This is a genomic window from Streptosporangium sp. G11 (assembly GCF_051192615.1).
In the GTDB taxonomy this organism is placed as follows: Bacteria; Actinomycetota; Actinomycetes; order Streptosporangiales; family Streptosporangiaceae; genus Streptosporangium.
On sequence record NZ_JBPJUQ010000007.1, the window covers coordinates 141904 to 166409 of the forward strand.

Below are 24506 nucleotides of genomic sequence, written 5' to 3' on the forward strand. Positions count from 1 at the left end.
CGTCCGAGCGCCCGAACGTCCCGGACGAGATCATCGGGGCCGGACTAAGCCCTCTGGGGATCCAGGATCTCGGTGGGGCGCAGGAAGCCGAAGTCGTGCGTGGCGAGGGCTCGGTGTTTGCGCAACCATACGGTCGCGTCGGCAGCGGACATGGGTTCGGCGAACAGCCAGCCCTGACCCAGGTCACAGCCCATGTCGGCAAGGCGGGCGGCCACCTCGGCCGACTCGACGCCCTCGGCGACCGAGCGCAGGCCGAGGGAACGGACCAGGTCGACGATGGAGCGGACGATCCGCTCGTCGTCCTTGGACTCGCCGATGCGGCGGACGAACGAGGAGTCGATCTTGACCTCGGCGACCGGCAGGCGTTGCAGGCGGACCAGCGAGGAGTAACCGGTGCCGAAGTCGTCCAGCGCGAGCGGCACCCCCAGCGCGGTCAGGGCCCGGACGGCGCCGTCGGTGTAGGCCTGGTCGGTCATCAGGATGCGCTCGGTGACCTCCAGCTGGATCGCCTTGGGCGGCAGCCGGTATCGCGCCAGGCCCGCTCCCAGCTGGTCGGACAGTGCGCAGTCGAGAAGGTCGCGGGCCGAGACGTTGACGGAGATCTGCTCGTGCAGGCCGGTGTGCCACCAGTGGGCGGCCTGCTCCAGCGCGGCGTCGATGACGTAGCCGGTGAGGTGCCGCATCAGGTACGACTGCTCGGCCATCGGCACGAACTCCCCGGGGGAGATCATTCCCCGCTCCGGGTGGCGCCACCGCAGCAGTGCCTCCACGCCCCGCACCTGCCCGCCGGCGAGGTCGAGCTTGGGCTGGTAGTGCAGCCGCAGCTCGGAGCGGTCGATGGCCCTGCGCAGGTCACCGAGGAGGTTGAGCCGCTCGGGACTGTTGCGGTCCTTGTCTGCGGCGTAGATCTCGACCCCGGTCCTGCCCTCCTTGGCCAGGTACATGGCCACGTCGGAGCGCTGCAGGAGCATCTCGAAGTCGGGCGCGTGGTCGGGGTAGATGGCGATGCCGAACGAGGCGTCCAGGTCGAAGCTCATGCCCTCCAGCCGGACCGGTTCGGTGATCGCCACCCGCAGGCGCGCCGCCACCTCCCTGGCCGCCGTGGCGTCCCTGACCGAGGGCAGCAGGACGGCGAACTCGTCGCCGCCGAGCCTGGCCACCACGTCACCGGGACGGACGCTGTGGGTGAGCCGGTGCGCGACCAGCTGCAGGAGCTGGTCGCCGACCGGATGCCCGAGGGTGTCGTTGATCTCCTTGAACCGGTCGAGGTCGAGCAGGAACAGGCCGACCCGCTCGCCGTCCCGCGCCTCGGCGAGCGCCTCCTCCGTGCTGAGCACGAGCATCTTGCGGTTGGGCAGCCCGGTCAGCCCGTCGTGCATCGCCTGGTGGTCGCGGCGGACCGACATGGTGGCGGTGAAGTAAACCGCCGCCATCGGCGCCAGGAACAGCGGCACCAGGGCCGCCGAGTGGTTCATCACCACCACGACGAGCGGGGCCAGGCCGAGCAGCCCGGCGTAGACGAGGCTCTGGTGGCCGATCGTGGTCTTGATCACCCGGTGGATCGACCTGCGCTCGTGCAGCGCCACCGCGCCGGAGACCAGCAGGGCCCGGACCACGAAGTAGGCGAGCCCGGCCAGGCCGATCGCCAGCAGGTCGGACCCCTCAGGCACCCCGGAGGTCACCGTGACGGGCCGGTCGCCGAACAGCCCGAGCACCAGCCCGGCCGCGCTGCAGGCCAGCGTCGCCTGCGCGATGTTGAACATGACCCGATGGCACGCCTTGCGGGTGACGGCCCCGTTGACGACCATGGCGACCGCCTGCGACAGCACGGCGACCGGCAGGCCGTAGTGGAGCAGCACGGCGAAGGTGAACATGGTCGACGGGTATGTGCCGCCCACCGTCATCGACGACGACAGGACCACCGGCCGCAGCTCGCCCAGCACGATCAGGGTCGCGAGCATCCAGAACAGCGGGCTGCGGACGAGCTCCGCGGCCTCCACCATGTCTATGCGCAGCTGGGACACGACGAGCGCGGTGAACCCGATCGTGATGACCGCGGCGAGATAGGCCCACAGGGGCGTTCCCGGTCGCGGTCCGGTGTCGCGGGTGTCGGTTGGGTCGGCCATGAGTAACAAAACCCCCATTAGTTCACTATGGGAGAGTACGGCCTACGGGCCACTTCGCGAAACCGATTGCGCACGTTCCGTCACTGACAATTCGCACGTTTTTGAGACACAGGAGCGGGGCGGCCCGCTACTCCTCGGGGCGCATCGTCATCTCCGACGCCGCCTCGGGCCCCTCGGTCAGCAGGACCCGCAGGCCGGCCTCGTCGAGGATCGGCACGCCGAGCTTGACCGCCTTGTCGAACTTGGAACCGGCGTTCTCCCCCGCCACCAGGAAGGACGTCTTCTTCGACACCGACGCCGTGACCTTGCCGCCCCGGCCGCTCAGGGCCTCGCCCGCCTGGTCGCGGGTGAAGTCGGCGAGCGTGCCGGTCACCACGAAGGTCAGCCCGGCCAGGGTCTGCGGGAGCTGCCCGGCCGGGGGATCGTCGACCATCCGGACCCCGGCGGCCGCCCACCGCTCGACGATCTCCCGGTGCCAGTCGACCGTGAACCAGTCGTGGATCGCCGCGGCCACGCGCGGGCCGACGCCCTCGACGGCGGCGAGCTCCTCCTCCGAGGCCTCCGCGATCGCGGGGATCGAACGGAACTCGTCGGCGATCGCCTGGGCCGTCGGGGGGCCGACGTGCCGGATGGAGAGCGCGACGAGCACCCGCCAGACCGGCTGGCCCTTGGCCTTCTTCAGCTGCTCCAGCATCTTCTCGGCGTTCTTGCTCGGCTCGCCGCTCTGGTTGGCGAAGAAGGTGACGACCTTCTGCTCGCCGCTCTCCGGATCGGTCTTCGGCAGGCCGGTGTCGGGGTCGCGGACCACCGACCTGATCGGCAGCAGCTGCTCCATCGTCAGGTCGAACAGGTCCGCCTCGGTGCGGACCGGCGGCTCCTGCGGCGGCAGCGGCTGGGTCAGCGCGGTGGCCGCCACGTAGCCCAGCCCCTCGATGTCGAACGCCCTGCGCCCGGCCGCGAAGAAGATGCGCTCGCGGAGCTGGGCGGGGCACGCCATGGTGTTGGGGCAGCGCAGGTCGGCGTCGCCCTCCTTCTCGTACGCCAGCTCGGTGTCGCACTCCGGGCAGCGCCCCGGCATCACGAACTCGCGCTCGGTGCCGTCGCGCAGGTCGGCGACCGGGCCGACGATCTCGGGAATGACGTCGCCCGCCTTGCGCAGCACCACGGTGTCGCCGATCAGCACGCCCTTGCGCGCCACCTCGGAGGCGTTGTGCAGCGTGGCCCGCTCGACCGTGGAGCCCGCCACGACGATCGGCTCCATCACTCCGTACGGCGTGACCCTGCCGGTGCGGCCCACCGCGACCTGGATGTCGAGGAGCCTGGTGTTGACCTCCTCCGGCGGGTATTTGTAGGCGATCGCCCAGCGCGGGGCCCGGCTGGTGGAGCCCAGATTGTTCTGCAGCTCGATGCGGTCGACCTTGGCCACGACGCCGTCGATCTCGTAGGCCGGGTCGTGGCGGTGCTCGCGGTAGAACTCGATGAAGGCGTTGATGCCGTCGAGGTCGTCGACGACCTTGTAGAGGTCGCTGACCGGCAGGCCGAACCCCTTGAGCCGCTCGTAGACCTCCGACTGGGCGCGGGGCGCGACGGCACCCTCCCACTTGCCGATGCCGTGAACGATCATGTAGAGCGGCCGCTGCGCGGTGACGCGCGGGTCCTTCTGCCGCAGGGAGCCCGCGGCGGAGTTGCGCGGGTTGGCGAACGGCGCCTTGCCCGCCTCGACCAGCTGCTCGTTGAGCTTCTCGAACTCCTCGACGGGGATGTAGACCTCGCCCCTGACCTCCACCACGTCGGGCACGTCGTCGCCGGTCAGGCGGTGGGGGATGTTGGCGATCGTACGGACGTTGGCCGTCACGTCGTCGCCGACGCGGCCGTCGCCCCTGGTCGCGCCCCTCGTCAGGCGCCCCTTCTCGTAGAGCAGCGCGATCGCCAGGCCGTCGATCTTCAGCTCGCACAGGTAGGGCGCGGGGTCGCGCTCGGCCAGCCGCTCGGCCCTCGCCTGCCAGGAGGCGAGGTCGTCGGCGTTGAAGGCGTTGTCGAGGCTCTCCATGCGCTGCAGGTGCTTGACCGGGGTGAAGTCGCTGGAGATCGGCGCGCCGATCTTCTGGGTGGGCGAGTCGGGTGTGCGGAGAGTCGGGCTCTCCTCCTCCAGCTCGCGCAGCTCGCGCATCCACGTGTCGTACTGGGCGTCGCTCACGGTGGGCGAGTCGAGCACGTGATAACGCCAGTTGGCCTCCTCGACCAGCTCGCTCAGCTCCGCGTGCCGCTCCAGCGCCGACACCGGCACACCCTCGACCTCAGCACCCATCGCCCGGTCCTCCCATCGTCGTGGCCCAAGACAAACGTATCCTCGGGCACCGACAACGCGACCCCGCCATTGCTCCGAGTTGGACAAGCCCTCGCCGCTCCCGTACGGCGCCGCAAGGCATTACTCGCCGGGGTCGTCCCGCAGCACGCCCGCCGCCTTGCGGCAGGCGGCCAGGGCTGCCCTGGCGTAGGCGGGCGAGGCCCCGGCCAGGCCGCAGGAGGGGGTGAGCACGACCTGCGAGGCCAGGGTCGAGGTGGGGAAGCCGAGACGGCGCCAGAGCTCGACGGCGGGTTTCGCGACCACGTCGATGTCCGGGATCTTGGAGTCCACGCCCGGGACGACACCGAGGAACAGGGCGGTCCCGGCCTCGACGGTCTCGCCGATCGCGTCCTCGTCGCGCCTCCTCATGAGATGGGCGTCCAGCGAGACGGCCCCCACGCCCGCCGCGCGCAGGACACCGAAGGGCACGCCGGGGGCACAGCAGTGCACGACCGTGAACGTCTCCGCGGGGAGCACCGCCGCGAGCCGGTCGGCGACGATCTGGCGGTCGACGGCGGCCAGCCGCCCGAAGCCCGAGGCGGTCGGCACCGTGCCCATGAGGACGCCGGGCAGCCCCGGCTCGTCGATCTGGACCACGATCTGCGAGGCGCCGGGCACCCTGCGGCGCACGTCGGCGACGTGCGCGGCGAGTCCCTCGGTCAGGGAGTCCACCAGGTCGCGCACCGCCCCCGGGTCGGCGAGCGTCTTGTCGCCGTACCGGAGCTCGATCGCCCCCGCCAGCGTCCACGGCCCGCACACCTGGATCTTGAAGGGCCCCTCGTACCCCTGGGTCACCTCCTCCAGCCCGTCGAGGTCGCGCACGAGATGGTCGCGGGCGCGCTTGAAGTCGCGGCCGGGCCTGTCGGCGAACCGCCAGCCCGAGGGTTGCACCTCGACGGGCAGCTCCAGCAGGAGTGAGGCGGTGCGCCCGATCATGTCGGCGCCGACACCTCGGGCGGGCAACTCCGGCAGGTACGGCAGCGCGGGCGACTCGCCGAAGGCGACCCTGACCGCCTCGGCGTGGTCCTCTCCCGGATGCGACCCGATGCCGGTCGCGGTCGCCTCACCCCATGGGTAATGGCTCAAGACTGCTCCTGGTTTCGCGTCGGGACGTGGGCGGGGCCGCGGGCGCCTGCCCGGCTCGCCCGCCCACGGCCAGCCTATGACCGCCGGATCGCGCCTCCGGCCGGGGGAATCCCGCCACGCCGTGACGGCGTGCGATCAAGCTGAGTAGGGTGCTGCCCGGTATTCACCCGTTTCTGGGGCCTTCTCGCCCCGGAAGCGTCTCGGCATGGGGGCCGTTTCGCTCGGGAGACCGTTCGTTCTGGTTTGTTCTGGGGGCGTTTCGTGATCGGTCGAATGCTCGTCACGGTGCTGGTGCTGGCGGCGATCGCGGCGCCGCCGGCCGTGGCGAAGGTGACGGTGGGCGCGAGGGCGGCGGGAACCACCTCGACGGCGGGGGTGGAGGCCGCGCCCGCCAAATGCAACCCCAAGCGCGGCACGACCAGCATCGGGGAGTCCTGGGCCCAGCGACGGCTCAGCCTCCCCGAGGTGTGGGAGCTGACCAAGGGCGCCGGGGTGACCGTCGCGGTCGTCGACAGCGGGGTGGACACCAGGCACCCCCAGCTGAGGGGGATCCGGTCCATCGACCTGACCTCCACCGGAAACCGCGACTGCCTCGGCCACGGCACGGCGGTGGCGGGCATCATCGCGGCGGCCGAGATGAAGGGGGTGCCCTTCACCGGGGTCGCGCCGCGGGCGAAGTTGATCTCCATCAAGCAGACCGAGGACGGCACCGGCGACGTGGGCCGGCTGGCCATGGCCATCGTGCGGGCCGCCCAGCTGGGCGCCGACGTGATCAACGTCTCGGTCCAGGCGAGCGACCAGGCCGACCTGCGCAACGCGGTCGCCTACGCCCTCGCCATGGACGCGGTCGTGGTGGCCGCGGCCGGCAACGTGCAGAAGGAGGACGGCACCCCGGCGCCCGCCTACCCGGCCGCCTACGAGGGGGTCCTCTCGGTCGGGGCCGCCGGTCCCGACGGGGTGAGGGCCGACTCGTCCAACGCCGTCACCCCCGTCTCCGTCCTGGCCCCCGGCCGGAACGTCACGAGCACCTGGGCCGGGCGCGCCTACCGGGAGGACCTGGAGGGCACCAGCTTCGCCGCCCCGTACGTGGCCGGGGTGGTCGCGCTGGTCCGTGCCCGCCACCCCGGGCTGGACAACGTGCGGGTACGGCGGCGCGTCGAGCTGACCGCCGACGGCGGCGCGGGGGCGGGCACCGGGGCGGGGATGGTCAACCCGCTGCTGGCGGTCTCGGCGATCCTGCCGTCCGAGCAGGTGGCGCTCGCGCCGCGCCAGGCGGCCCCGCTGCCCGGGAACGCGGTGCGGCCGGCGCCTCCCGAGGATTCCCGGGCCATCTCGATCTCGATCTGGGTCGCGCTGGGAGCGCTCGTCGTGGGCGTCCTGGTCACGGTGGCGGGCATCGCGGTCCCGATGGGGCGCCGCAGGGGCTGGCGGCCGGGCTCCGTCGGGAACCAAACGTAACGAACGGGATTAAAAATACGACCTGGTGCGCCAAATTTGGTTGGATGGTGCCCAATTAGCTTAAAGCGGCTTTATTGACAGCTGTGCTGGAAGGAATGCAATGGGGTATTTGCACCCATTACTGCCCGAAGATCCCAAGCGTATTGGTGTGTACATCCTGGTCGGCCGGCTCGCCCCGGACGCAGGACACGCCGTCTACCTGGGGCATCTTCCTGACGACGACACCATCCGCGTCATCCGCCTCCTCACCGCCGAGCCGGAGGCTCCCGACCCCCGGGTGCGGGAGCGGATCACGAACGAGCTGCACGCCGCCAAGCGCGCGTCCGGGGCGCACACCGCCAGGCTGCTGGAGGTCGGCTGGTTCGACGACCGCCCGTACGTGGTCCGCGAGCACGTCGAGGGGCCCACGCTGCGGCAGGCGGTGGCCGAGGAGGGGCCGCTCACCGGTGACGCGCTGGAGCGGTTCGCCGTCGGCACGCTCACCGCGCTGACGGCGCTCCATCTGTCCGGTCTCACCCACGGGTCGCTCACCCCCGACACCGTGCTGCTCGGCCCGGACGGCCCGCGCGTCTTCGACATCGGGCTCGAACCCGTCACGGGCGAGCGGGAGCCGGACTACCGCGCCCCCGAGCACGTCCGCGAGGAGGCCGCCTCCGCCGTTTCCTCGACGCCGGAGGCGAGCAGGCCCGCGGACCTCTTCGCCTGGGCGGCCACGGTCGTCTACGCCGCGACCGGGCGACCGCCCTTCGGCGGCCGGCCGGAGAAGGTCCTGGAAGGCCTCGCGGACCTGACCGGCCTGCCTTCGGAGCTGCGTCCCGTCCTCACCGCCTGCCTGGACGGGCGCCCGCAGGAACGCCCGGACGCCAAGGCCGCCATGCTGCGCCTGCTGGGCGAGCCCGAGGCTTCGGACACGCCGGCTCCCCTCCCCGGCGTCGCCACCGATCCCGCGCTCCCCTCTCTTCCCGGCCTTGTCCCCGGCACCGTTTCCGGCACCGTCTCGGGTACCGGAACGGACATCGGGGCGGCGGGCACCGAAGTGGGGGCACGGCCGGGTACGGGCATCGCGGGGGCCACCGACGGGGTCGACTCCTTCCGGGGCGAGAACGCCCCCGGCGCGTCCGTACCGCGACAGGCGGAGCCCGCGACGTCGGTCTGGGGAGCTCCGCAGCTTCCCCAGGCCGCGTCCCCCGCTCCCGGAGCCCCGGACCCGGCACCCGCGAACGCCGCCAGGGACCGCCCGAGGACGGGCAACTTCTCGATGGCGCTGGCCGCCTGTGTCGGCGTGATCGTCCTGCTCTCCGGCCTCGGGCTGTGGGCCGCGGGGCGGTACACCGCCCTGAGCGACCTGGAGCGGGCCTCCGCCAACGGCGCGCTACCCGAGGTCTCGCTCGGGCTGGCGGACCAGTCACGAGACGAGCCGCAGGGGCAGGACCCGGTGCAGGCCGGGGACGACCCCACGGGCAAGGTGACCGTGCCCTGGGGGACGACGCCCGACCCCGAGGTCGCGGAGGTGGGTCCGCTGCAGCTGCCCAGCGACGCCCCCACCGGGCTGCCCCAGGTCCCGACCATCGGCCCGTACACCAATCCTCCGATGCCCGTGCCGACGGCGCCGCTCACCGCGGCTCCGACCGCGCCCGGGGTGCCGACTCCCACGGCCGGGGTTCCCTCCGCCGCGGCGTCGCCCACGTCGGTCCAGCCGACCCCGACGCCGACCCCGTCGTTGACCGTCGAGCCGGAGGCGCCCCCGTCCGGGACGCCGACCCCGGTCCCGAGCCCCACCCCGACCCCGGCCCCGCCGGGCACCCCGGGGCCCACCCCGACGCCGACCACGCCCCCGGGAACTCCCGGCCCGACCCCCACCCCCACTCCCACCTCGACGGCGACACCGGCGCCGCCGCCGGCCCGGCAGACCGCGAAGCCGACGCCGTCCCCGACCAGACCGTCCTGGAGGCCCTCGCAGACGGCCAGACCGACGATCAGGCCGACGATCAGGCCGACGATCAGGCCGACGGTGCAGCCGATCTCGCCCACGTTCACGAAGCCGTCGTCGCCCCCGCCGCAGCGCACCAACCCCTACACCCCGGAGAAGGTCTGCGGGCCGGGCTTCTCGGTGCAGCGGCAGCTCCCGTTCAAGGGCGGGACCATCTACCAGCTCTTCAGCGGCACCGCGAAGAACACCTGCGTGGTCGCCCTGAAGAGCGAGAGCGTGGGGGTCGCGTCCCCGCTCTGGGTCACCCTTGAGGTCCAGGGCGGCCCCACCAAGAGCGACCGCGGCAACTACGAGTACTACGCGGGCCCGGTCGTCCTTCCCTCCCAGGGCAAGTGCGTGCGCTTCAACGGCGGCGGCCCCGCCGGCTCCTCCTCTGCCGACTGGGGGAACTGCAAGTAATGCGCGGCGAGCGAGAGGGCGTGTCCGGCGAACCGTACTCACCGACCGGGGATCCGGAGGCGGACCTGCTCCTCACGGTGATCGAGGAGCAGACGACCCGGATGGAGGAGGTCGGCCAGAGCCTGGCCGAGGCCAGGGGCCGCGGTGAGGCGGCCGGTGGCCACGGGTCGGTGGAAGTGCTGGCCAGCGGTGCGCTGGCGGCCCTCCGCATCGACCCGCGTGCCCTCCGCCTGGGTTCGGAGGCCCTCGCGGAGGCGATCCTGGAGGCCTCGGGCGAGGCCACCAGGGACGCGGCCGAGCAGACCGGCGCGCTGCTGAACTCGCTCCTGGAAGACCCCTTCAAGGGCTGAGCGTCCGACCCCGTCACGAGGTCCGGCCCCGGGCGAAGGCCCGGGGCCGGACTTCGGGGAGTACGCGTTCCCCACCGTGGGGCCGGCTCAGGCCGGTGGCTTGGCCGTGCGGGAGCCGTGCACGATCAGCTTGGAGACCCACTGCTCCCAGGTGGGAGCGTCGGGGTTTCCCTGGAGCGTGTTGTCGGTGAAGGTGTACGTCCCGGAGCCGGCCAGCCGGGACATCAGGTTGCCCACCGCGTTGGGGGGGAAGGCCCTGCCCCAGGGGCCGAGTTTGGTCAGGTCGTAGACGCCGTTGAAGGCCATGTTGGAGGCGAAGCCCCGGCCGAACTGCGCGGCGTTCTCGCCCTTGCCGGTGACGTCGTTGCCGGTGAGGTCCTTCTTGACCCCGGAGAGCTCGAAGACGCTCCACTGGATCACCTGCTGGCCGCCCGCGTAGAGCACGCTGTCGCCCAGGTAGTAGAACGAGTTATAGATGATCTTCTCGACACTGAGCTTGAAGAGCTTCTTCTGCAGGATGGCGCGTCCCTTGAGGAACCTGTCCATGATCTGCTTCTGCACGGCCGCGCCGACGCCCGCGGTGGCCCAGGCCCAGGCGACCGTGTAGACCATGTTCACCCAGGCCTGGACGGCGAGCACGATGAGCACGTACTGGGTGATCTCCACGGCGCGGGCGTAGTCACGGCAGGCCGTGGCGATCGCCCGGCAGAACGTGGCGACGTCGCCGGGATAGGCGCGGAAGAGGTCCGTCCACAGCTTCCTGAACTCCTGCACCGCCAGACCGCTGTTGTTCTTCCAGACCTGCTCGGCGACACCGTTCGCCTCGCCCCCGGTGCGGTCGATGGTCTCGGCCAGGCCGTCCCAGATGTCCGCCGCCCTGCGCAGCTTGTCCGGATCGGCGTCCGGCCAGCTCACGCCGAGCATCGCCGTGACGAATCCGGCGGCGCCGATGGAACCGGCCCCCATCGCGGTCTTGACTGGATTGGCCTTGACGAACCCCAGCACGCTCATCGGATACCTCCAGTGTGGAGACCCCGGGCTTTAGCCCTGGGGAGGAAACGCGGCACGGCGCCGCGTGCTCTGGGATCGAACACATGTCCACACTCAACTGATCGTTCGGTAGAATGTGAGGCATGGCGCAGATCGTGAAGCGGGCCTGCAAGTTCCGCTTCTACCCGACGAATGAGCAGGCAGCGGAGCTGTCTCGCACGTTCGGCTGCGCCCGCCTCGTGTACAACAAGGCCCTGGAGGAGCGGACCCGCGCCTACACGCTGGAGGGTCGCAAGGTCTCCTACGTGCAGTCGTCGGCCGCGCTGACCGAGTGGAAGAAGACCGACGACCTCGGCTTCCTCAACGAGGTGTCGTCGGTGCCGCTGCAACAGGCGCTGCGCCACCTTCAGGCGGCGTTCACGAACTTCTTCGCCAAGCGGGCCAAGTACCCGACGTTCAAGTCCCGCAAGAAGTCGCGGCTCAGCGCCGAGTACACCCGCTCCGCGTTCAAGTACCGGGACGGTCGGCTCACCCTGGCGAAGATGGACGGCCCGCTGAACGTGGTGTGGTCGCGTTCGCTGCCCGAGGGCGCAAACCCGTCCACGGTGACCGTGTCGAAGGACGCGGCCGGGCGCTGGTTCGTGTCGATCCTCTGTGAGGACACGATTGGGCCGCTTGACCCGACGACCAGCGCGGTCGGCGTCGATGCGGGGGTCACCGCCCTGGTCACGCTTTCCCGTCCGATCCAGGGCGTGAGCGACGCGGACGGCAAGGTCGTCAACCCGCGTCACGAGCAAGCCGACCGGCGCAAGCTGGCCCGCGCTCAGCGGAACCTCGCCCGCAAGGAGAAGGGGTCCGCGAACCGAGCCAAGGCGAAACGCAAGGTCGCCAGGGTGCATGCCCGGATCACCGACCGCCGCCGCGACGTCCTGCACAAGCTCACCACTCGGCTCGTCCGTGAGAACCAAACGGTCGTGATCGAGGACCTCACCGTGCGCAACATGGTGAAGAACCACAAGCTGGCCCGCGCCATCTCGGATGCCTCCTGGCGGGAGATGCGGACCATGCTGGAGTACAAAGCACAGTGGTACGGGCGGGAACTGCTGGTCGTGGACCGCTGGTTCCCATCGTCGAAGCTGTGCTCGGCCTGCGGCACGATCCAGCAGTCCATGCCGCTCAACGTCCGTGATTGGGTGTGCGCCTGCGGCGCAACCCATGACCGGGACGTGAACGCGGCTAAGAACATCCTCGCCGCCGGGCTGGCGGAGAGGTAAAACGCCTGTGGAGGGCTGGTGAGACCCGATCCGCGAAAGCGGCGAAGGCGCGGCCCGGTGAAGCAGGAAACCCAACCCGTGAGGGTTGGAGTCCCCCGGCTTTAGCCGTGGGGAGGATGTCAATCGAGTTCCGCCTTGGTGGCGGGAACGCTGATCTCGGGGCCGACGATCGCGGTGACCAGCGTTTCGACCGTGGCCCAGTTGGCCCCGGTGACGTTGTCACCGACCAGGCTCAGGTTGTCGCCGATCCTGCCGTAGCCGTCCCTGATGTGCTCGACGTGGGTCTTGGCCTCGTCCCTGGCGGCGAGGTAGCCCTTGCCGCCCTCGCCGCCCGCGAACTTCTGACCGGCCTCGTCGGTGCCCCAGAAGTTTCCGAGACCGTCGAGGGCGACCATGGCCTCGGTGAAGGCCTTGCCGAGCTCGTCGCGCTCGGCGTGGAAGTCTTCCTTGCGTTTTTCAGGTCGGCCGGACTGATGTCCGTCGGTTCCGGAGGGAATGACAAGAGAACCCCCTGAACGTGATAAACGTTTAGGGAGTGACGCTAGTCACCTATTGTTACGAGAAAACGCACTTCCTAGCTGTTTTCCATTCACTTCTCGGGATCGGGCTGAGTGATGAAAGCGGTCTGGATGAGGCGCACGCCGCTCCTCCGGTCGGAGAGATAGGCGCGTCCCGGCGGCAGCGCGTGGGGGCGCACCCCGAACAGCACGCCCTCGTCCTTGTGGCCCGACATCATGACGGCCGGGGTGGCCATGTCCTTGAGCCGCTGGAGCACCGGGTCGAACATGGCACGTCCCGCGCCGCCCATCGCGCGGGCCAGCACCAGGTGCAGGCCGATGTCACGAGCCTGGGGAAGCAGGTCGAGCAGCGCCCCGAGCGGGTTGGCGCCCGAGGCCACCACGTCGTAGTCGTCGACCACGATGTAGATGTCCGCTCCCTTCCACCAGCCGCGCGACCGCAGTTCCTCGGGCGAGAGGTTCCCCGGGGGGAGCCGCTTGATCAGCGACTCCCTGATCTCGCCGATGAACTCGGTGGCGGCGGTCGAGGAGGCCGCGTACCCGATGCGGTGCTCGGTGTAGGCGGCGTCCAGCAACGAGCGGCGGTAGTCGATGACGACGAGGCGGGCCTTCGAGGGCTCGTGGCGGGCCACGACCCCCTCGGCCACCAGGCGCAGCAGGTTGGACTTGCCGCTCTCGTTGTCACCGATGACGACCAGGTGGGGGTCGGCGTCGAAGTCGGCGAGCACGGGCGAGAGGGTGCTCTCGTCGATGCCGAGCGGGATGCGCGCGCCGGTCTCCTCGGGCCCAGGCAGGCTCTCGGGCGCGAGGACGGCGGGCAGCAGCCGCACCCTGGGAGCGGGTGGGCCCTGCCAGGCCGCGGCGACGGACTCGACCATCGCCCGGGTGGCGACGGGCAGGTCGTCGCTCTGGTTACCACCGTCGACGCGGGGCAGCGCGCTCAGGAAGTGCAGGCCGTCGCGGGTCAGGCCGCGCCCAGGCACCCCCTCGGGAACCGCCATGGCGGTCCTGCGGTTCACCTCGGACTCGTAGGCGTCGCCCAGCCTCAGCTCCACGCGGGAGCCGAACAGGTCGCGGATGGACGGCCGGAACTCCGACCACTTGTTGGTCGCCGCGACCACGTGGATGCCGTAGCCGAGGCCGCGGGCGGCCAGCTCGGTGATCGTGGGCTCCAGTGACTCGAACTCCTGGCGGACCGTGAGCCAGCCGTCGACCACGAGGAACACGTCCCCGAAGCCGCCGGGGTCCACGGTCCCCGCGGCGATCTGGCGCCGATAGGTGGTGATCGAGTCGATGCCCCGCTCGGCGAACTCGCGCTCTCGCCGCGCGAGCAGCGCGGTGACCTCGGCGACGGTACGGCGGACCCGGTCGGCGTCCAGCCGGTTGGCCACCCCGCCGACGTGCGGCAGGCCCTCCAGCGAGGCGAGGCCGCCGCCGCCGAAGTCCAGGCAGTAGAACTGCACCTCGGCGGGGGTGTGGGTGAGGGCGAGACCGGCGACCAGCGTGCGAAGCACGGTGCTCTTGCCGCTCTGCGGGCCCCCGGCCACGGCCAGGTGCCCGGCGGCGCCCGACAGGTCGAGCCAGTACGGGTCGCGCCGCTGCTCGAAGGGGCGGTCGACGACGCCGAGCAGCGCGTGCAATCCCCCGCGCCCCTGCCACTGCGCGGTCGTCAGCCCGTGCCCCGGGGTGACGGACAGGGGCGGGAGAAGCTGGTCCAGCGCGGGTGGCTCGGCCAGCGGCGGCAGCCAGATCCGGTGCGCGGGCGGGCCCTGCCCGTCCAGCCTGCGGACCACGACGTCGAGCAGCGTGTCGCGCCCCGCGCTGACGACCTCCGGCTCCTCCTTGGGCTCGGCCTGGCGGGGAGGCGCGATGTAGGCGGGACCGTACGGGACGATATGCCGCCCCTCGGCGCGCTCCCGCCGCACGACCCGCCGCTCGGGGGTGTAGGGCCCGGAGACGTACGCGGCCTTGAAGCGGATCATCCCGGTGGTGTCGAACTTCAGGAAGGCGTTACCCGGCGCCGAGGGCAGCTCGTAGGCGTCGGTCACGCCGAGCACCACCCGGCTCTCCATCGCCGAGAAGGTCCGCAGGCCGATCCGGTACGACAAATGGGTGTCCAGACCGCGCAGCCTGCCCTCCTCCAGCCGCTGCGAGGCCAGCAGCAGGTGCACGCCCAGGGACCTGCCCAGGCGGCCGATCATCACGAAGAGCTCGATGAACTCGGGCTTGGCCGACAGCAGCTCGCTGAACTCGTCCAGCACCACGAAGAGGGTGGGCATCGGGCGCAGGTCGGCCCCCTGCTCCCTGGCCTGCTCGTAGTCGCGCAGCGAGGCGTAGTTCCCCGCGGCGCGGAGCAGTTCCTGGCGCCGTACCATCTCGCCGTGCAGGGCGGCGTGCATGCGGTCGACCAGCGGCAGCTCGTCGGCGAGGTTCGTGATGACGGCCGCGACGTGCGGCAGGGAGTCCATGCCCAGGAAGGTCGCGCCGCCCTTGAAGTCGACGAGCACGAAGTTCAGGACCTCCGACGAGTGCGCGACGGCCAGCCCGAGCACCAGCGTGCGCAGCAGCTCGCTCTTGCCGGAACCGGTGGCGCCGATGACCAGGCCGTGCGGGCCCATGCCGCCCTGCGCCGACTCCTTGATGTCCAGCTCGACCGAGCGCCCGTCGGTACCGACGCCGATCGGCACCCGCAGCCGGTTGCGCGGCGCCCTGGGACGCCAGAGCAGCGCCGGGTCCAGCCCCGCGGCGTCGCCGAGCCCCAGCAGCTCGGCCAGCGTGGTGTCGGCGGCGAGCGCGTCGCCGCCCCCCGCTCCGGCCGGGGAGCCGCGCAGCGGGGCCAGCCGCCTGGCGAGCCCGTCGGCCTGCAGGTACGAGAACCGGTCGGGCCTGCCGAGCGGGGTGACGACCTCCTTGCCCGCCTGGTCCGTGGTGACCCGGCTGAACAGCTCCTCGGTGACGCGCAGCCTGAGCATCGTCTTCTCCCCCGCCGGGGTGGTGGTCCCGTCGAGGTCGATGAGGGTGACCCCCTCGATCGCGTCCGCGCCCAGCGGGGAGTCCTGCGGGACATGACCGCCGTCGATGATCACGACGTGGTACGGGAGCGCCTCGGTGGAGATGCCCGGCCTGAACCGGGCCCGGTTCTTGAAGTCGGCGCCCAGCAGCCGGTCCAGCTCGCCCAGGTCGTCGGTCATGAGGCGGACGGGCCCCGCGGCGTCGGCCTCGTGCGGGTGCAGGGCGTGCGGGAGCCACTTGATCCACTCCCAGTGGGCCATCCACTCCTTGGACGCGCACACCGCGATCCTGAGCTCGTCCGGCGAGTGGAAGACGGCCAGCTGGCCGACGAGCGCCCTGACCATGTCGCGGACGGCCGCCTCGGGGCCGGTGGGCCTGACCCTGGCGAAGGAGTGCAGGGAGATGGCGATGGGCAGGTCGGCCACCGTCGAGTGCGCGCGGACGAAGCGGCGCAGCGCCCCGGCGGACATGGCGTCCAGGTCCTCGACCGGCTTGGACTCCGGCGGTATGAGCTGGACGGCCAGTCGCTGGGAGCCGGTGCCCACCCGGACGGCGCCGAAGTCGGCGTCCGAGGGACGCCGCTCCCACAGCCGGGCGCTCAGCGCGATCGACCAGAGGGCGTCGGGGTCGGGGCCGTTCCAGCTGAGCGCCTCGCGTTGCCTGCTCGCCGCCCGCCTGACCTTGGCGCGGGTCTGGGACAGGTAGCGGAAGTAGTCGCGGCGCAGGCCGTTGATCCGCTGCTTGCGCTCCCCGCCCGCCCGGCCCATCTGGCCGACGGTCATGCCGATCATGGAGAGCGCGAACATGCCGCTGGCCACGTACATGATCGGGTTTCCGCCGCCGCCCCCGGCGAACATCAGCCCCATCGCGGCGCCGCCGGCCACCATCGGCAGGTACATGAGCACCTGCGTGAACCCCGCCGAGGTGGTCTCCGGGATCTCGGGCGGCGACTCCAGGAGGATCTCGCCGCGCGGTGGCGCCGGAGGCGGACGCCGCTCGGGACGTCGGACGACCACGATGCCCACTTCGCCCCCGATGTGAGTTAAGCAAATATTGCCCCGTCCGGATTACCGTAGCGAAACCGTTCCATATGTTCGATGGAATCTCCGACAACGCCTCCGGACCGATACCGGGTGATCGCGGAGGTGGCTACCATGCGCCCTGTGAACCAGGTGACCGCAATCCCCCTGTGCCGCATCACCGTCGTCACCCCGCGCCGCCGGGTCGACCTGGCGGTGCCCTCGGATCTCCCCCTCTCCCACCTGCTGCCCGACCTGCTCGCCGCCACCGGCGAGAGCGCCGAGGAGGTGGCACCCGCGGGAGGCTGGGGACTCCAGCGGATCGGCGCGGCCCCCATGCCGTCGAGCGCGAGCCTGAACGATCTGGGCATCAGGGACGGCGAGGTCCTCTACCTGCTGCCCCGCTCGTCCCAGCTGCCCGAGGCGGTCTTCGACGACGTCGCCGACACCGTGGCGACCGGTGTCAAGGAACGCACCGGCCGCTGGCGGGCCGCGCACACCAGGGGCGTGGGCCTGGGCGCCGCGGCGCTGTCGATGGTCGCCGCGGCCGCGGTGCTCGCGGCGAGCGGACCGCCCTGGGCGCCGGTCGTCGCCTTCGCCGGGGCGTGCGCGATCCTCGCCGTCGTGGCGGGCGCCGCGCTCTCCAGGGCCGCGGGCGACGGCAGGGCCGGGGCGACCATCGGCTACACCGCGCTGCCCCACGCCTTCCTGGCCGGAGCCTGCGTACCCGCTCCCCCGGCCGGTCCCGCGGTGTTCGGAGCGCCCAACCTGCTGGCCGGGTTCGCGGTGACCGCGTTGGTCGCCACCGTGACCGGCTGGATCGTCGCCGAGGGACTGCCCAACTTCTTCGGCGTCGGGCTGGCCGCGGTGATCGGGACGATCTGCGCGGCGGTCGTCATGTTCACCGGGGCGCCCGCCGCCGGGGTGGCCGCAGTGGCCGCCGCGGTGACCCTGGCCTGCGCGCCGCTCATCCCGACGACGTCCTTCCGGCTGGCGCGGCTCCCGATGCCCACGCTGCCCGCCAACGCCGAGGAGCTGCGCGCCGACACCGACGACATCGACGGCGCGGACATACGCCGGCGCGCGACGGAGGCCGAGCGGTTCGCGACCGGCCTGACCGCGGGCGTCGCCCTGGTGGCGCTGGGCACGCTGCCCGTCCTGCTCACCGCGAGCGGGTGGACCGCCCCCGCGACGGTGGTCACGCTCTCGCTGGCACTGCTGATGCGCGCCCGCGTCTTCCAGGGGACCGGTCAGCGCCTCTGGCTGCTCGGCTCGGGGCTGGCCGGCCTGCTGGCACTGATCCTGGGCGTGGCGTTCACCGTGCCGGGCTCGGCCCCCGCGGTGACGATCGGCCTGGTGTGCGCGGCGGCGGTGACGGGCGGGATGGCGCTGTTCCTCCCTCGGCAGCGGCCCTCCCCGTTCTGGGGACGCGCGGGGGACGTCGTGGAGTTCTGCCTGATCCTGGCCCTGCTTCCCCTCGCGCTCGGGGTCATGGACGTGTACGCGGCCATCAGGGGCCTGTCGGGCTGACCGGCCCGGCCCGGCCCGGCCGAACTGACCGGAGCTGACCGGACTGACCGGCCCAGCCCTGGCAGACCGGCCCGGCTGGATGGACGGCCGGGCCGGCTGGATGGACGGGCGGACCGGGCAGACAGACCGGGCGGACATACGGACCGGGCGGACCGGAATCCGCCCGGCCGGTCCCGTCGAGGTCCCGCCAAAGTTCCGCACCGTCCAGGTCCCGCCCCGCCTGCCGGTCATGGACGGTCACCGGTGATCACGGGAGGGCCCCGGCCGGTCAGTCGCGCGCCAGGTCGTCCAGGGTGCGGACCAGGTCCTGGCCGATGTCCTCGAAACGGCGGCGGGCCTCGTCCATGTCCAGCGGGAGCGGGTCGCCGGTGGCGGCACGGAGCAGTTCCTCGTTCGCGCGCCTGGCGGCCTGCTGGGCGGCGCGGACCGCCTCGGTCACCGCCTCGGCGACGGCCTGGCTGTCCAGGCGCATGATGCGCGGCTCAAGGGTGATCTCCTTGATCTGCCCGGCGCCGTCCACCAGGGCGCGAGCCAGGCCGTCGGCGCCGGACCCCTCGCCGGTGACGCTCTCCAGCTCGCCGAAGACCCCGCTGAGACGCCGCAGCGTCTCCTCGCTCTGCCGTACGACGGCGTCCAGGTCCTCCAGGCGCAGGTTCTCGGGGTTGAGATCGCTCACTTGTACGGCTCCGGCATCTCTTTCTTGGGGGACAGCCACTCGAACGTCCCGCCCTTGGGCAACTGGGGCACCTGGCCGGGGGCACCCGTGGGCGCCTGCTGGTACGGCAGGAGCGAGGGGTCGATCCTCGCCTTGGTGAAGTCGACCTTGGCCGAGCCGGTGGGCTCCAGGTTGAACGACTGGACCCACGCCTTGCCGGAGAAGTAGACCGACATGCTCCCGGCCACCGAGGCGACGAGCTTGCCCAGCGCGCCGGTCGAGACGGCGATGACCTGGCTGGCCAGGGTGCCCAGCATCTTCAGGTTGACCATGGCGTTGGCCGCGTACGGGGTCGCCAGCATGGCCGCCGCGATCGTGGCGAGGACCAGCAGGGTCGCCGCGATCTTGGCGATGGCCAGCCAGTACGCGCGGTAGGCGTCCCCCAGCTCGTCGACGATCCCCGCGACGTTCTTGACGTAGGCGCGCAGGCTCTCCAACGCCTCCTGCATCCGCTGGACGGCGTCGTCGAACGCCTCCCTGTCGTCGGCGATCCAGCCCTCCTTCTCCTTGGTGAGCAGGACGGCGACGTAGCTCTTCACCGCGGTGTCCAGGCGCGAGTGGATGGACTCCCAGTTGTTGTAGGCGTCGGCCATGCCCGGCACGTTCGCCACGGCGGTGCTCGCGATCGCCACGCCCGCCCAGGCCGTGGGCGCCAGCCTGGCACCGCCCTTGAGGGTGGACAGGACCTTGGTGGAGTTCGTGATCACCCCCTTGGCGCTCTTGCCCGCCGTCAGCGGGCTCGGTCTCCCGCCCGGTCTCGCGGTCATGTCAGATCCCCCTCCCCCGCCTCACTGGTACACGACGGTGCTGTTGTCCTCCGCGGTACGCCAGTTGACGCGGGCGGTGGTCAGCGCGGCCGTCCACGACTCCAGCACCTCCACGGCGTCGTCGAACTTCTCGCCGACGTCCCGCTGGACATCCCGGTAGCGCATCCCGACCGCGAGCTCGCCGACGGCCCCCCAGCCGGGAAAGCCGACCACCGTGTCGCCCAGCATCGCGTGAAGCTCCCTGATCTTGGGGATGACGTCCTCCTCGATCTCCTTGCGAATGCTCTCGATCGCCTTGGAGGTGACGTACTTCTCCTGGGTCATGCGGCCTCCGTGATCATGTGTTCCCGGACATCTCCTACCATCCCCACCCGGCCCTCCCACCCGCCTCGAAGGCCTGTTCACGGGGTCGCCGACGAGTGGAAACATCCGGGACCACCGCCGTTCACCACCGGCGCCCCCTGCCCCGAATGTCGATCACGCTTCTATGCTGTCGGCGACCACGCACCCGGCGAGGCGGAGGTGGGATGCAGACCCGTCGTGATCTCTATCAGGCGCACAGGCTGATGACCCAGCGTCTGGGCATGGCCCTGCTCCAGGGCGAGCCCGACGTGCCCGAGTCGCCGATGCGCCGGCACAACGTCGCGACGTTCTGCGGCGTGCTGGTCGCGGTGCTGGTGGCGGTGGCGTTCGGCATCTACGGCCTGCTGCGCCCCGGCGGCGCCACCGCGCTGACCGAGCCGGGGACGGTGATCGTCGAGGAGGAGTCCGGCGCGACCTTCGTCTACAGCGCGACGCGGGGCCAGATGATCCCGGTCGCCAACGTGACCTCGGCCCGGCTGCTGCTCGGCGGCGGGCAGCAGGTGGCGGTCCGCACGGTCTCCACCGCGTCACTCGCGCGCTTCCCGCGCGGGCTCCTGGTCGGCATTCCCGGTGCCCCCGAGTCGCTGCCGCCCCGCGACCGGCTGGTCCGCGCCCCCTGGTCGGCCTGCGTGGTCGAGGGCGTGGACGCCGCCGGGACGCGTTCCCCGCACACCTCGCTGATCGGCGGCTTCCCGGTCGGCGGCACCCCGATCGGGCGGGACACCGCGATGGTCGTGGAGGAGGGCTCGCAGACCTGGCTGCTCTGGTCGGACCGGCGGATGCGGGTGCCGCAGAAGAGCCTGCGGGCGCTGACCGAGGAGCAGCCCCGGCAGGTCCCCGCGGCCTGGCTCAACGCGCTGCCCATCGGCCCCGACTTCAGCGCCCCGGCGCTCGCCGCCCGCGGCAGGATGATGCGCGGCCCCGACGGCAGGCGCTCCGTGGCTGGCCGGATCTACACCGTGCGCGCGGCCTCGGGCGGCGCGGCCAAGTGGTACGTCCTGCTCCCCGACGGCCTGGCCGCGCTCACGCCCGCCCAGGCCGAACTCCTGCTCCAGGACCCGGCCAGCAAGAGGGCGTACGGCAGGGCGCCGGTGCGCCCTGTGGAGATCGACGCCGCGACCGCGAACGGGATGCGGCGCTCGGCCACCCGCTTCGATCCGGCGGGGCTTCCCACCGCCATGCCGCGGGTCATCGCCCCCGATCCGGCCTCGCCGGTGTGCGCGGTCTACGCCGACACCGAGCGCGGGTCGACCCGGGCGCGGCTGACCGTCGGCAGCACCGTGCGCATCCCCGCGCCGCCGGCGGGCCGGTTCGACCAGGACTCGGTGGACCAGGTCGTGCTCCCGCCGGGCACCGCGTCGCTGGTGGGCGTGCTGCCGGGGGACGGCAGGCTGGACTCGGTCACCTCGGTCTTCCTGGTCAGCGACCAGGGGCGGCGGCACGCGGTCACCGCGACGGATTCGCTGGCGAGTCTCGGCTACACCGCCGCGGACGTCGCGCCCCTGCCCGCGCACATCGTGCACCTGATCCCGCAGGGGCCGGCGCTCAGCCGGACGGCGGCGGGAGTGCCGGTGCCCGTGGGACAACCGTGACCCACGTTACCAACGGTATATCTGTTCGTTATTGATGAGAGACATAACGGCTGTCCACTTTGTAATGATCGAAACATTCGTGCCAGTTGAGCACCATGGGGGTATCTCACGTGGTTCAGAAGACCTCCGCGTACCATTCGCGGCTTGGCGAGTCGTCGCAGAAGACAGAAGACGCCAAGAACACGATCAACCAGATCAAGACCCAGCTCGAAGGTCACCGGGGCGAGCTGCGCTCCGGCTGGGACGGCCAGTCCGCGGTCTCCTTCGACGGCGTGTTCAACGCCTGGAGCACCGAGATGACCAACATCCTGCGCGAGCTTGAGGGCCTGTCCATCAAGCTCAAGAGCATCCAGAAGAACTACGAGACGGCCCAGGAGAACCAGACCGCCGTATCCAGGCGGCTCGGGGCCGACATCAACAGCTGACGGACTCAGAAACGGGGATCACCATGGCTAGCGACTTCGACCGCACTCTTGTCGACTTCGGCCAGATGGACCGCTCTGCCGGCGACTTCGCCCGGCAGTGGCAGATGTTGGAAGGAACCCTCCAGACGCTCGAGGGGGACCTCGACCGGTTGCTCGGCGACTGGGAGGGCGACGCGCGCACGGCCTACTACGGAGCCCGCGCCCAGTGGGACGCCGCGTCCGGCCGGATGGCCGCGCTGCTCCAGCGCCTCGGCGGTGTCATCGAGATCGGCAGGGAGAACTTCGCGACGACCGAGAAGGTCAACGTCACGATGTTCGACGGGCGCTGATCCCGAGAGCGAAACGGGTCACGGCGGTGCCGCGACCTCACGTCAACGGGGAGAACCAACCGGGTCGCGGCGGTGCCGCGGCCCCTCAGTAACGGGGAGAAGAGGCATGCCACCTCCCGCACCGGAACCAATGGGTCCGCCCGCCTGGCCCGGCCTCGACAAGAACAGACCGACCGTCGAGCTCAAGCGCGAGCGGATCAAGCAGCTCCTCAGGGCTCTGGAAGAGGACGTCGAGCGCCTGGAGAGCTCGAACGAGGGAGCCCTGCAGGACATGCGGTCCATGACCAACCTGACCGAGGCCCACTTCGGCACCTGGGACACCGCCAAGGACGTCGCCAGGACCACGGGCAAGGCTCACATGAAGATCGGCGCGGTCTACCAGGAGACCATCACCAAGTACCGGGCCGCGATCGAGCTGCTGCGGGTCGCCGCCTACAACTACCAGGACGCCGAGCAGGCCAGTACCACGAACAAGACGAGCTGAGGCGATGGGCAACGACCACGCGCTTCACCACATCAAGTTCGACGGCGAGAGCGCTCCCGGGATCGGCAGCCGCGGCCACTACAGCGGCTACAGCGCGACCGAGATCAGGACGATGCTCGGGGCCACCAACCCGCGGGCCATCGAGGACGCGGGACACGCCTACAACTCCGCGGCGGGCATGCTGAACGGCAGCCACACCCTGATCAGGGAGGTCGCCGGAGAGCTGTCGAAGGTATGGAGCGGTGACGCCTCGATCGAGGCGCAGAAAGCGCTCCAGTTCGTCCACAAGACGGTCCAGGAACTGGCCACCCGCTGCGGCCAGCTCGGACCCCCGCTGAACTACTACGGCAAGGAGATCCTTCCCTCCTACATCGCCAACGCGGCCAAGAGCGGCTGGTTCGAGTTCGACGACGGGCTGGACTTCCTGCCGGGCGACGACATCAACCTGGGAACGTTCGGCGGGATCATCTTCACCAACAAGTCGGAGAACGATCTCGCCCGCGAGGACCTGATGGCGCTCAACCAGGAACTGGTCGTCCTCTACGACAGCATCCCCGCGACCGTGGAGAAGGACCTGCCCCGGCTGAGCGACCCGGCCGCCCCCCCGCTCACCACCCAGACCTACCCGAACGGTGTGAACGGGTACCCCGGCGGCGTGAACGGGTACCCCGGCGGCGTGAGCGGTTATCCCGGTGGTGCGGGCCTGCCCGCCTTCCCGGGCGGCGCCGGCTACCCGGGAGGCACGGGGGGCGGCCTGCCCGGCGGCTATCCGGGCGGGGGCACCTATCCCGGAGTCTCCAACCCGACCTATCCGGGCCTCCCCGGAGGCGGTCCCGGCACGGGCCTCCCCGGCCTCCCCGGCACGGGTGATCCCGGTACGGGCCTCCCAGGCACGGGCAACCCCGGTACGGGCGGTCCCGGCACGGGCCTGCCGGGGAACGGCATCGTTCCGCCCGCGTACGCCAACGACCCGACGGTGCTGAACCCGAACGACCCGCGCAACACCCAGCTCGCCGGTTTCGAACCCACCGTGCCGGGCGGTCCCGGTACGGGGCTCGGCCCTGGCACGGGACTCGGTCCGGGCACAGGGCTCGGTCCGGGCACGGGACTCGGTCCGGGCACGGGACTCGGTCCCGGGACCGGCCTGCCCTCCACCGGGGGTGGCGGGGGCGGCGGCGTGGGCTCCACGCTCGGCCCGAACACCCCCGCCGGGCCGAGTTCCTGGGTCGGCAACGGCGGCACCGCCGGGAACGGTGGCGGCTTCGGAGGCGTCGGCGGCCCACGGGCCGACGGCCGTGGCGGCATGGGCATGGGCGGCATGCCGTTCATGCCGATGGGCGGCGCGGCGGGTGAGGCGAACCAGGACCGCGAGCGCTCCACCTGGCTCACCGAGGACGAGGACGTCTGGGGTGGTGACGGCGGCACCGCACCACCTGTGATCACCTGACCGGACCGCGCGGGGGGCCGTGCCTTCCACGGCAGCCTCCCGCGCGGTCCGTGCACGACCATGCCGCGCCGTTCCCGCACGGAAAGGCGGAGGCCTCCGCGCCCCGCCCCCCGGAAGCGACCCCGGGCCGGCCCCGCGGGGCCGGCCCCCGTATAGCTTCAGCCCCTGTACGACCCCGGCCCCGTAAGGCCCCCCGTACGACCCCGGCCCGATCGGCCGGACACACGACCTCGCCCGTCCCCGGCGCGGACTCACCGGACGACACGCCCCGCGCCGGCGCGCGGT

At 71.5% G+C, this 24506-nt stretch carries 18 protein-coding genes and 1 pseudogene; 10 read left to right on the forward strand and 9 right to left on the reverse strand.

Translation table 11 applies throughout. The annotated features are described in order from the left end of the window. Positions 1-44: 44 nt before the first annotated feature. The 3 genes from ACSDR0_RS10130 to ACSDR0_RS10140 all read right to left on the reverse strand — a co-directional run bounded on the left by ACSDR0_RS10130 (position 45) and on the right by ACSDR0_RS10140 (position 5559). Entirely contained in the window at positions 45-2126 is a 2082-nt protein-coding gene (locus ACSDR0_RS10130; protein ID WP_435288495.1) for a putative bifunctional diguanylate cyclase/phosphodiesterase, read from the reverse strand. 127 nt (positions 2127-2253) lie between these two features. After that, positions 2254-4434 carry an NAD-dependent DNA ligase LigA gene (gene ligA, locus ACSDR0_RS10135; RefSeq protein ID WP_435288496.1) on the reverse strand — a complete coding sequence of 727 codons (2181 nt, stop codon included), beginning with the start codon at positions 4432-4434 and terminating at the stop codon, positions 2254-2256. Positions 4435-4554: 120 nt separating this feature from the next. Next, entirely contained in the window at positions 4555-5559 is a 1005-nt protein-coding gene (locus ACSDR0_RS10140; protein WP_435288497.1) for a methionine synthase, read from the reverse strand. Positions 5560-5820: 261 nt separating this feature from the next. Here ACSDR0_RS10140 and ACSDR0_RS10145 point away from each other — a divergent pair, with 261 nt between their 5' ends. From ACSDR0_RS10145 to ACSDR0_RS10155, 3 genes are all read left to right on the forward strand, one after another. After that, the gene (locus ACSDR0_RS10145) at positions 5821-7017 is read left to right on the forward strand and encodes a S8 family serine peptidase (protein ID WP_435288498.1); all 1197 of its coding nucleotides are present in this window, start codon (positions 5821-5823) and stop codon (positions 7015-7017) included. Between the two features lie 148 nt (positions 7018-7165). Next, complete coding sequence (locus ACSDR0_RS10150) at positions 7166-9406, forward strand: serine/threonine protein kinase (protein WP_435288499.1); 2241 nt, start codon at positions 7166-7168, stop codon at positions 9404-9406. Further along, positions 9406-9756 (forward strand): YbaB/EbfC family nucleoid-associated protein, encoded by a 351-nt coding sequence (locus tag ACSDR0_RS10155; protein WP_435288500.1) that lies wholly within the window; start codon positions 9406-9408, stop codon positions 9754-9756. The genes ACSDR0_RS10150 and ACSDR0_RS10155 overlap by 1 nt, the downstream gene beginning before the upstream one ends. An 87-nt stretch (positions 9757-9843) precedes the next feature. Here ACSDR0_RS10155 and ACSDR0_RS10160 read toward each other — a convergent pair whose 3' ends face one another. Continuing rightward, positions 9844-10767 carry a hypothetical protein gene (locus ACSDR0_RS10160; protein ID WP_435288501.1) on the reverse strand — a complete coding sequence of 308 codons (924 nt, stop codon included), beginning with the start codon at positions 10765-10767 and terminating at the stop codon, positions 9844-9846. 122 nt (positions 10768-10889) lie between these two features. Here ACSDR0_RS10160 and ACSDR0_RS10165 point away from each other — a divergent pair. Further along, a pseudogene (locus ACSDR0_RS10165) lies at positions 10890-12125 on the forward strand (RNA-guided endonuclease InsQ/TnpB family protein). Between the two features lie 14 nt (positions 12126-12139). Here ACSDR0_RS10165 and ACSDR0_RS10170 read toward each other — a convergent pair. After that, positions 12140-12415 (reverse strand): hypothetical protein, encoded by a 276-nt coding sequence (locus ACSDR0_RS10170; RefSeq protein ID WP_435288502.1) that lies wholly within the window; start codon positions 12413-12415, stop codon positions 12140-12142. Between the two features lie 194 nt (positions 12416-12609). After that, entirely contained in the window at positions 12610-16566 is a 3957-nt protein-coding gene (eccCa, locus tag ACSDR0_RS10175; RefSeq protein WP_435288503.1) for a type VII secretion protein EccCa, read from the reverse strand. 138 nt (positions 16567-16704) lie between these two features. Between eccCa and eccD the strand changes: the two genes are divergently transcribed. Next, on the forward strand, positions 16705-18099 hold the full coding sequence (gene eccD / locus ACSDR0_RS10180; RefSeq protein WP_435288504.1) for a type VII secretion integral membrane protein EccD: 1395 nt from the start codon (positions 16705-16707) through the stop codon (positions 18097-18099). A gap of 268 nt (positions 18100-18367) precedes the next feature. On the opposite strand, the gene ACSDR0_RS10185 is transcribed toward eccD, so the two are convergent. The 3 genes from ACSDR0_RS10185 to ACSDR0_RS10195 are packed head-to-tail and all read right to left on the reverse strand — an operon-like array spanning position 18368 to position 19905. After that, positions 18368-18775 carry a YbaB/EbfC family nucleoid-associated protein gene (locus ACSDR0_RS10185; protein WP_435288505.1) on the reverse strand — a complete coding sequence of 136 codons (408 nt, stop codon included), beginning with the start codon at positions 18773-18775 and terminating at the stop codon, positions 18368-18370. Next, positions 18772-19581 carry a hypothetical protein gene (locus ACSDR0_RS10190; protein WP_435288506.1) on the reverse strand — a complete coding sequence of 270 codons (810 nt, stop codon included), beginning with the start codon at positions 19579-19581 and terminating at the stop codon, positions 18772-18774. Before ACSDR0_RS10190 ends, ACSDR0_RS10185 begins: the two co-directional genes overlap by 4 nt. A gap of 21 nt (positions 19582-19602) precedes the next feature. Further along, on the reverse strand, positions 19603-19905 hold the full coding sequence (locus ACSDR0_RS10195) for a hypothetical protein (RefSeq protein ID WP_435288507.1): 303 nt from the start codon (positions 19903-19905) through the stop codon (positions 19603-19605). A gap of 203 nt (positions 19906-20108) precedes the next feature. Here ACSDR0_RS10195 and eccB point away from each other — a divergent pair, with 203 nt between their 5' ends. The 5 genes from eccB (at position 20109) to ACSDR0_RS10220 (ending at position 24221) form a co-directional block, all read left to right on the forward strand. Further along, positions 20109-21536: a type VII secretion protein EccB gene (eccB, locus tag ACSDR0_RS10200; protein ID WP_435288508.1), complete on the forward strand. Its 1428-nt coding sequence runs from the start codon at positions 20109-20111 to the stop codon at positions 21534-21536. Positions 21537-21646: 110 nt separating this feature from the next. After that, positions 21647-21961, forward strand: a complete 315-nt coding sequence (locus tag ACSDR0_RS10205) for a WXG100 family type VII secretion target (protein WP_435288509.1) — start codon at positions 21647-21649, stop codon at positions 21959-21961. Positions 21962-21984: 23 nt separating this feature from the next. Then, positions 21985-22290, forward strand: a complete 306-nt coding sequence (locus ACSDR0_RS10210; RefSeq protein WP_435288510.1) for a WXG100 family type VII secretion target — start codon at positions 21985-21987, stop codon at positions 22288-22290. 106 nt (positions 22291-22396) lie between these two features. After that, a complete protein-coding gene (locus tag ACSDR0_RS10215; RefSeq protein ID WP_435288511.1) occupies positions 22397-22774 on the forward strand; it encodes a hypothetical protein in 378 nt (125 codons plus the stop codon). A 4-nt stretch (positions 22775-22778) separates the two neighbouring features. Continuing rightward, positions 22779-24221, forward strand: a complete 1443-nt coding sequence (locus tag ACSDR0_RS10220; RefSeq protein ID WP_435288512.1) for a hypothetical protein — start codon at positions 22779-22781, stop codon at positions 24219-24221. Positions 24222-24506: the final 285 nt, after the last annotated feature.

Coding starts and splice junctions, on each gene's coding strand:
- eccB (WP_435288508.1), top strand. CDS start 20,109: ATGCAGACCCGTCGTGATCTCTATCAGGCGCACAGGCTGATGACCCAG.
- ACSDR0_RS10195 (WP_435288507.1), bottom strand. CDS start 19,905: ATGACCCAGGAGAAGTACGTCACCTCCAAGGCGATCGAGAGCATTCGC.
- ligA (WP_435288496.1), bottom strand. CDS start 4,434: ATGGGTGCTGAGGTCGAGGGTGTGCCGGTGTCGGCGCTGGAGCGGCAC.
- ACSDR0_RS10130 (WP_435288495.1), bottom strand. CDS start 2,126: ATGGCCGACCCAACCGACACCCGCGACACCGGACCGCGACCGGGAACG.
- ACSDR0_RS10210 (WP_435288510.1), top strand. CDS start 21,985: ATGGCTAGCGACTTCGACCGCACTCTTGTCGACTTCGGCCAGATGGAC.
- ACSDR0_RS10190 (WP_435288506.1), bottom strand. CDS start 19,581: ATGACCGCGAGACCGGGCGGGAGACCGAGCCCGCTGACGGCGGGCAAG.
- ACSDR0_RS10215 (WP_435288511.1), top strand. CDS start 22,397: ATGCCACCTCCCGCACCGGAACCAATGGGTCCGCCCGCCTGGCCCGGC.
- ACSDR0_RS10155 (WP_435288500.1), top strand. CDS start 9,406: ATGCGCGGCGAGCGAGAGGGCGTGTCCGGCGAACCGTACTCACCGACC.
- ACSDR0_RS10220 (WP_435288512.1), top strand. CDS start 22,779: ATGGGCAACGACCACGCGCTTCACCACATCAAGTTCGACGGCGAGAGC.
- ACSDR0_RS10170 (WP_435288502.1), bottom strand. CDS start 12,415: ATGGTCGCCCTCGACGGTCTCGGAAACTTCTGGGGCACCGACGAGGCC.
- ACSDR0_RS10160 (WP_435288501.1), bottom strand. CDS start 10,767: ATGAGCGTGCTGGGGTTCGTCAAGGCCAATCCAGTCAAGACCGCGATG.
- eccD (WP_435288504.1), top strand. CDS start 16,705: ATGCGCCCTGTGAACCAGGTGACCGCAATCCCCCTGTGCCGCATCACC.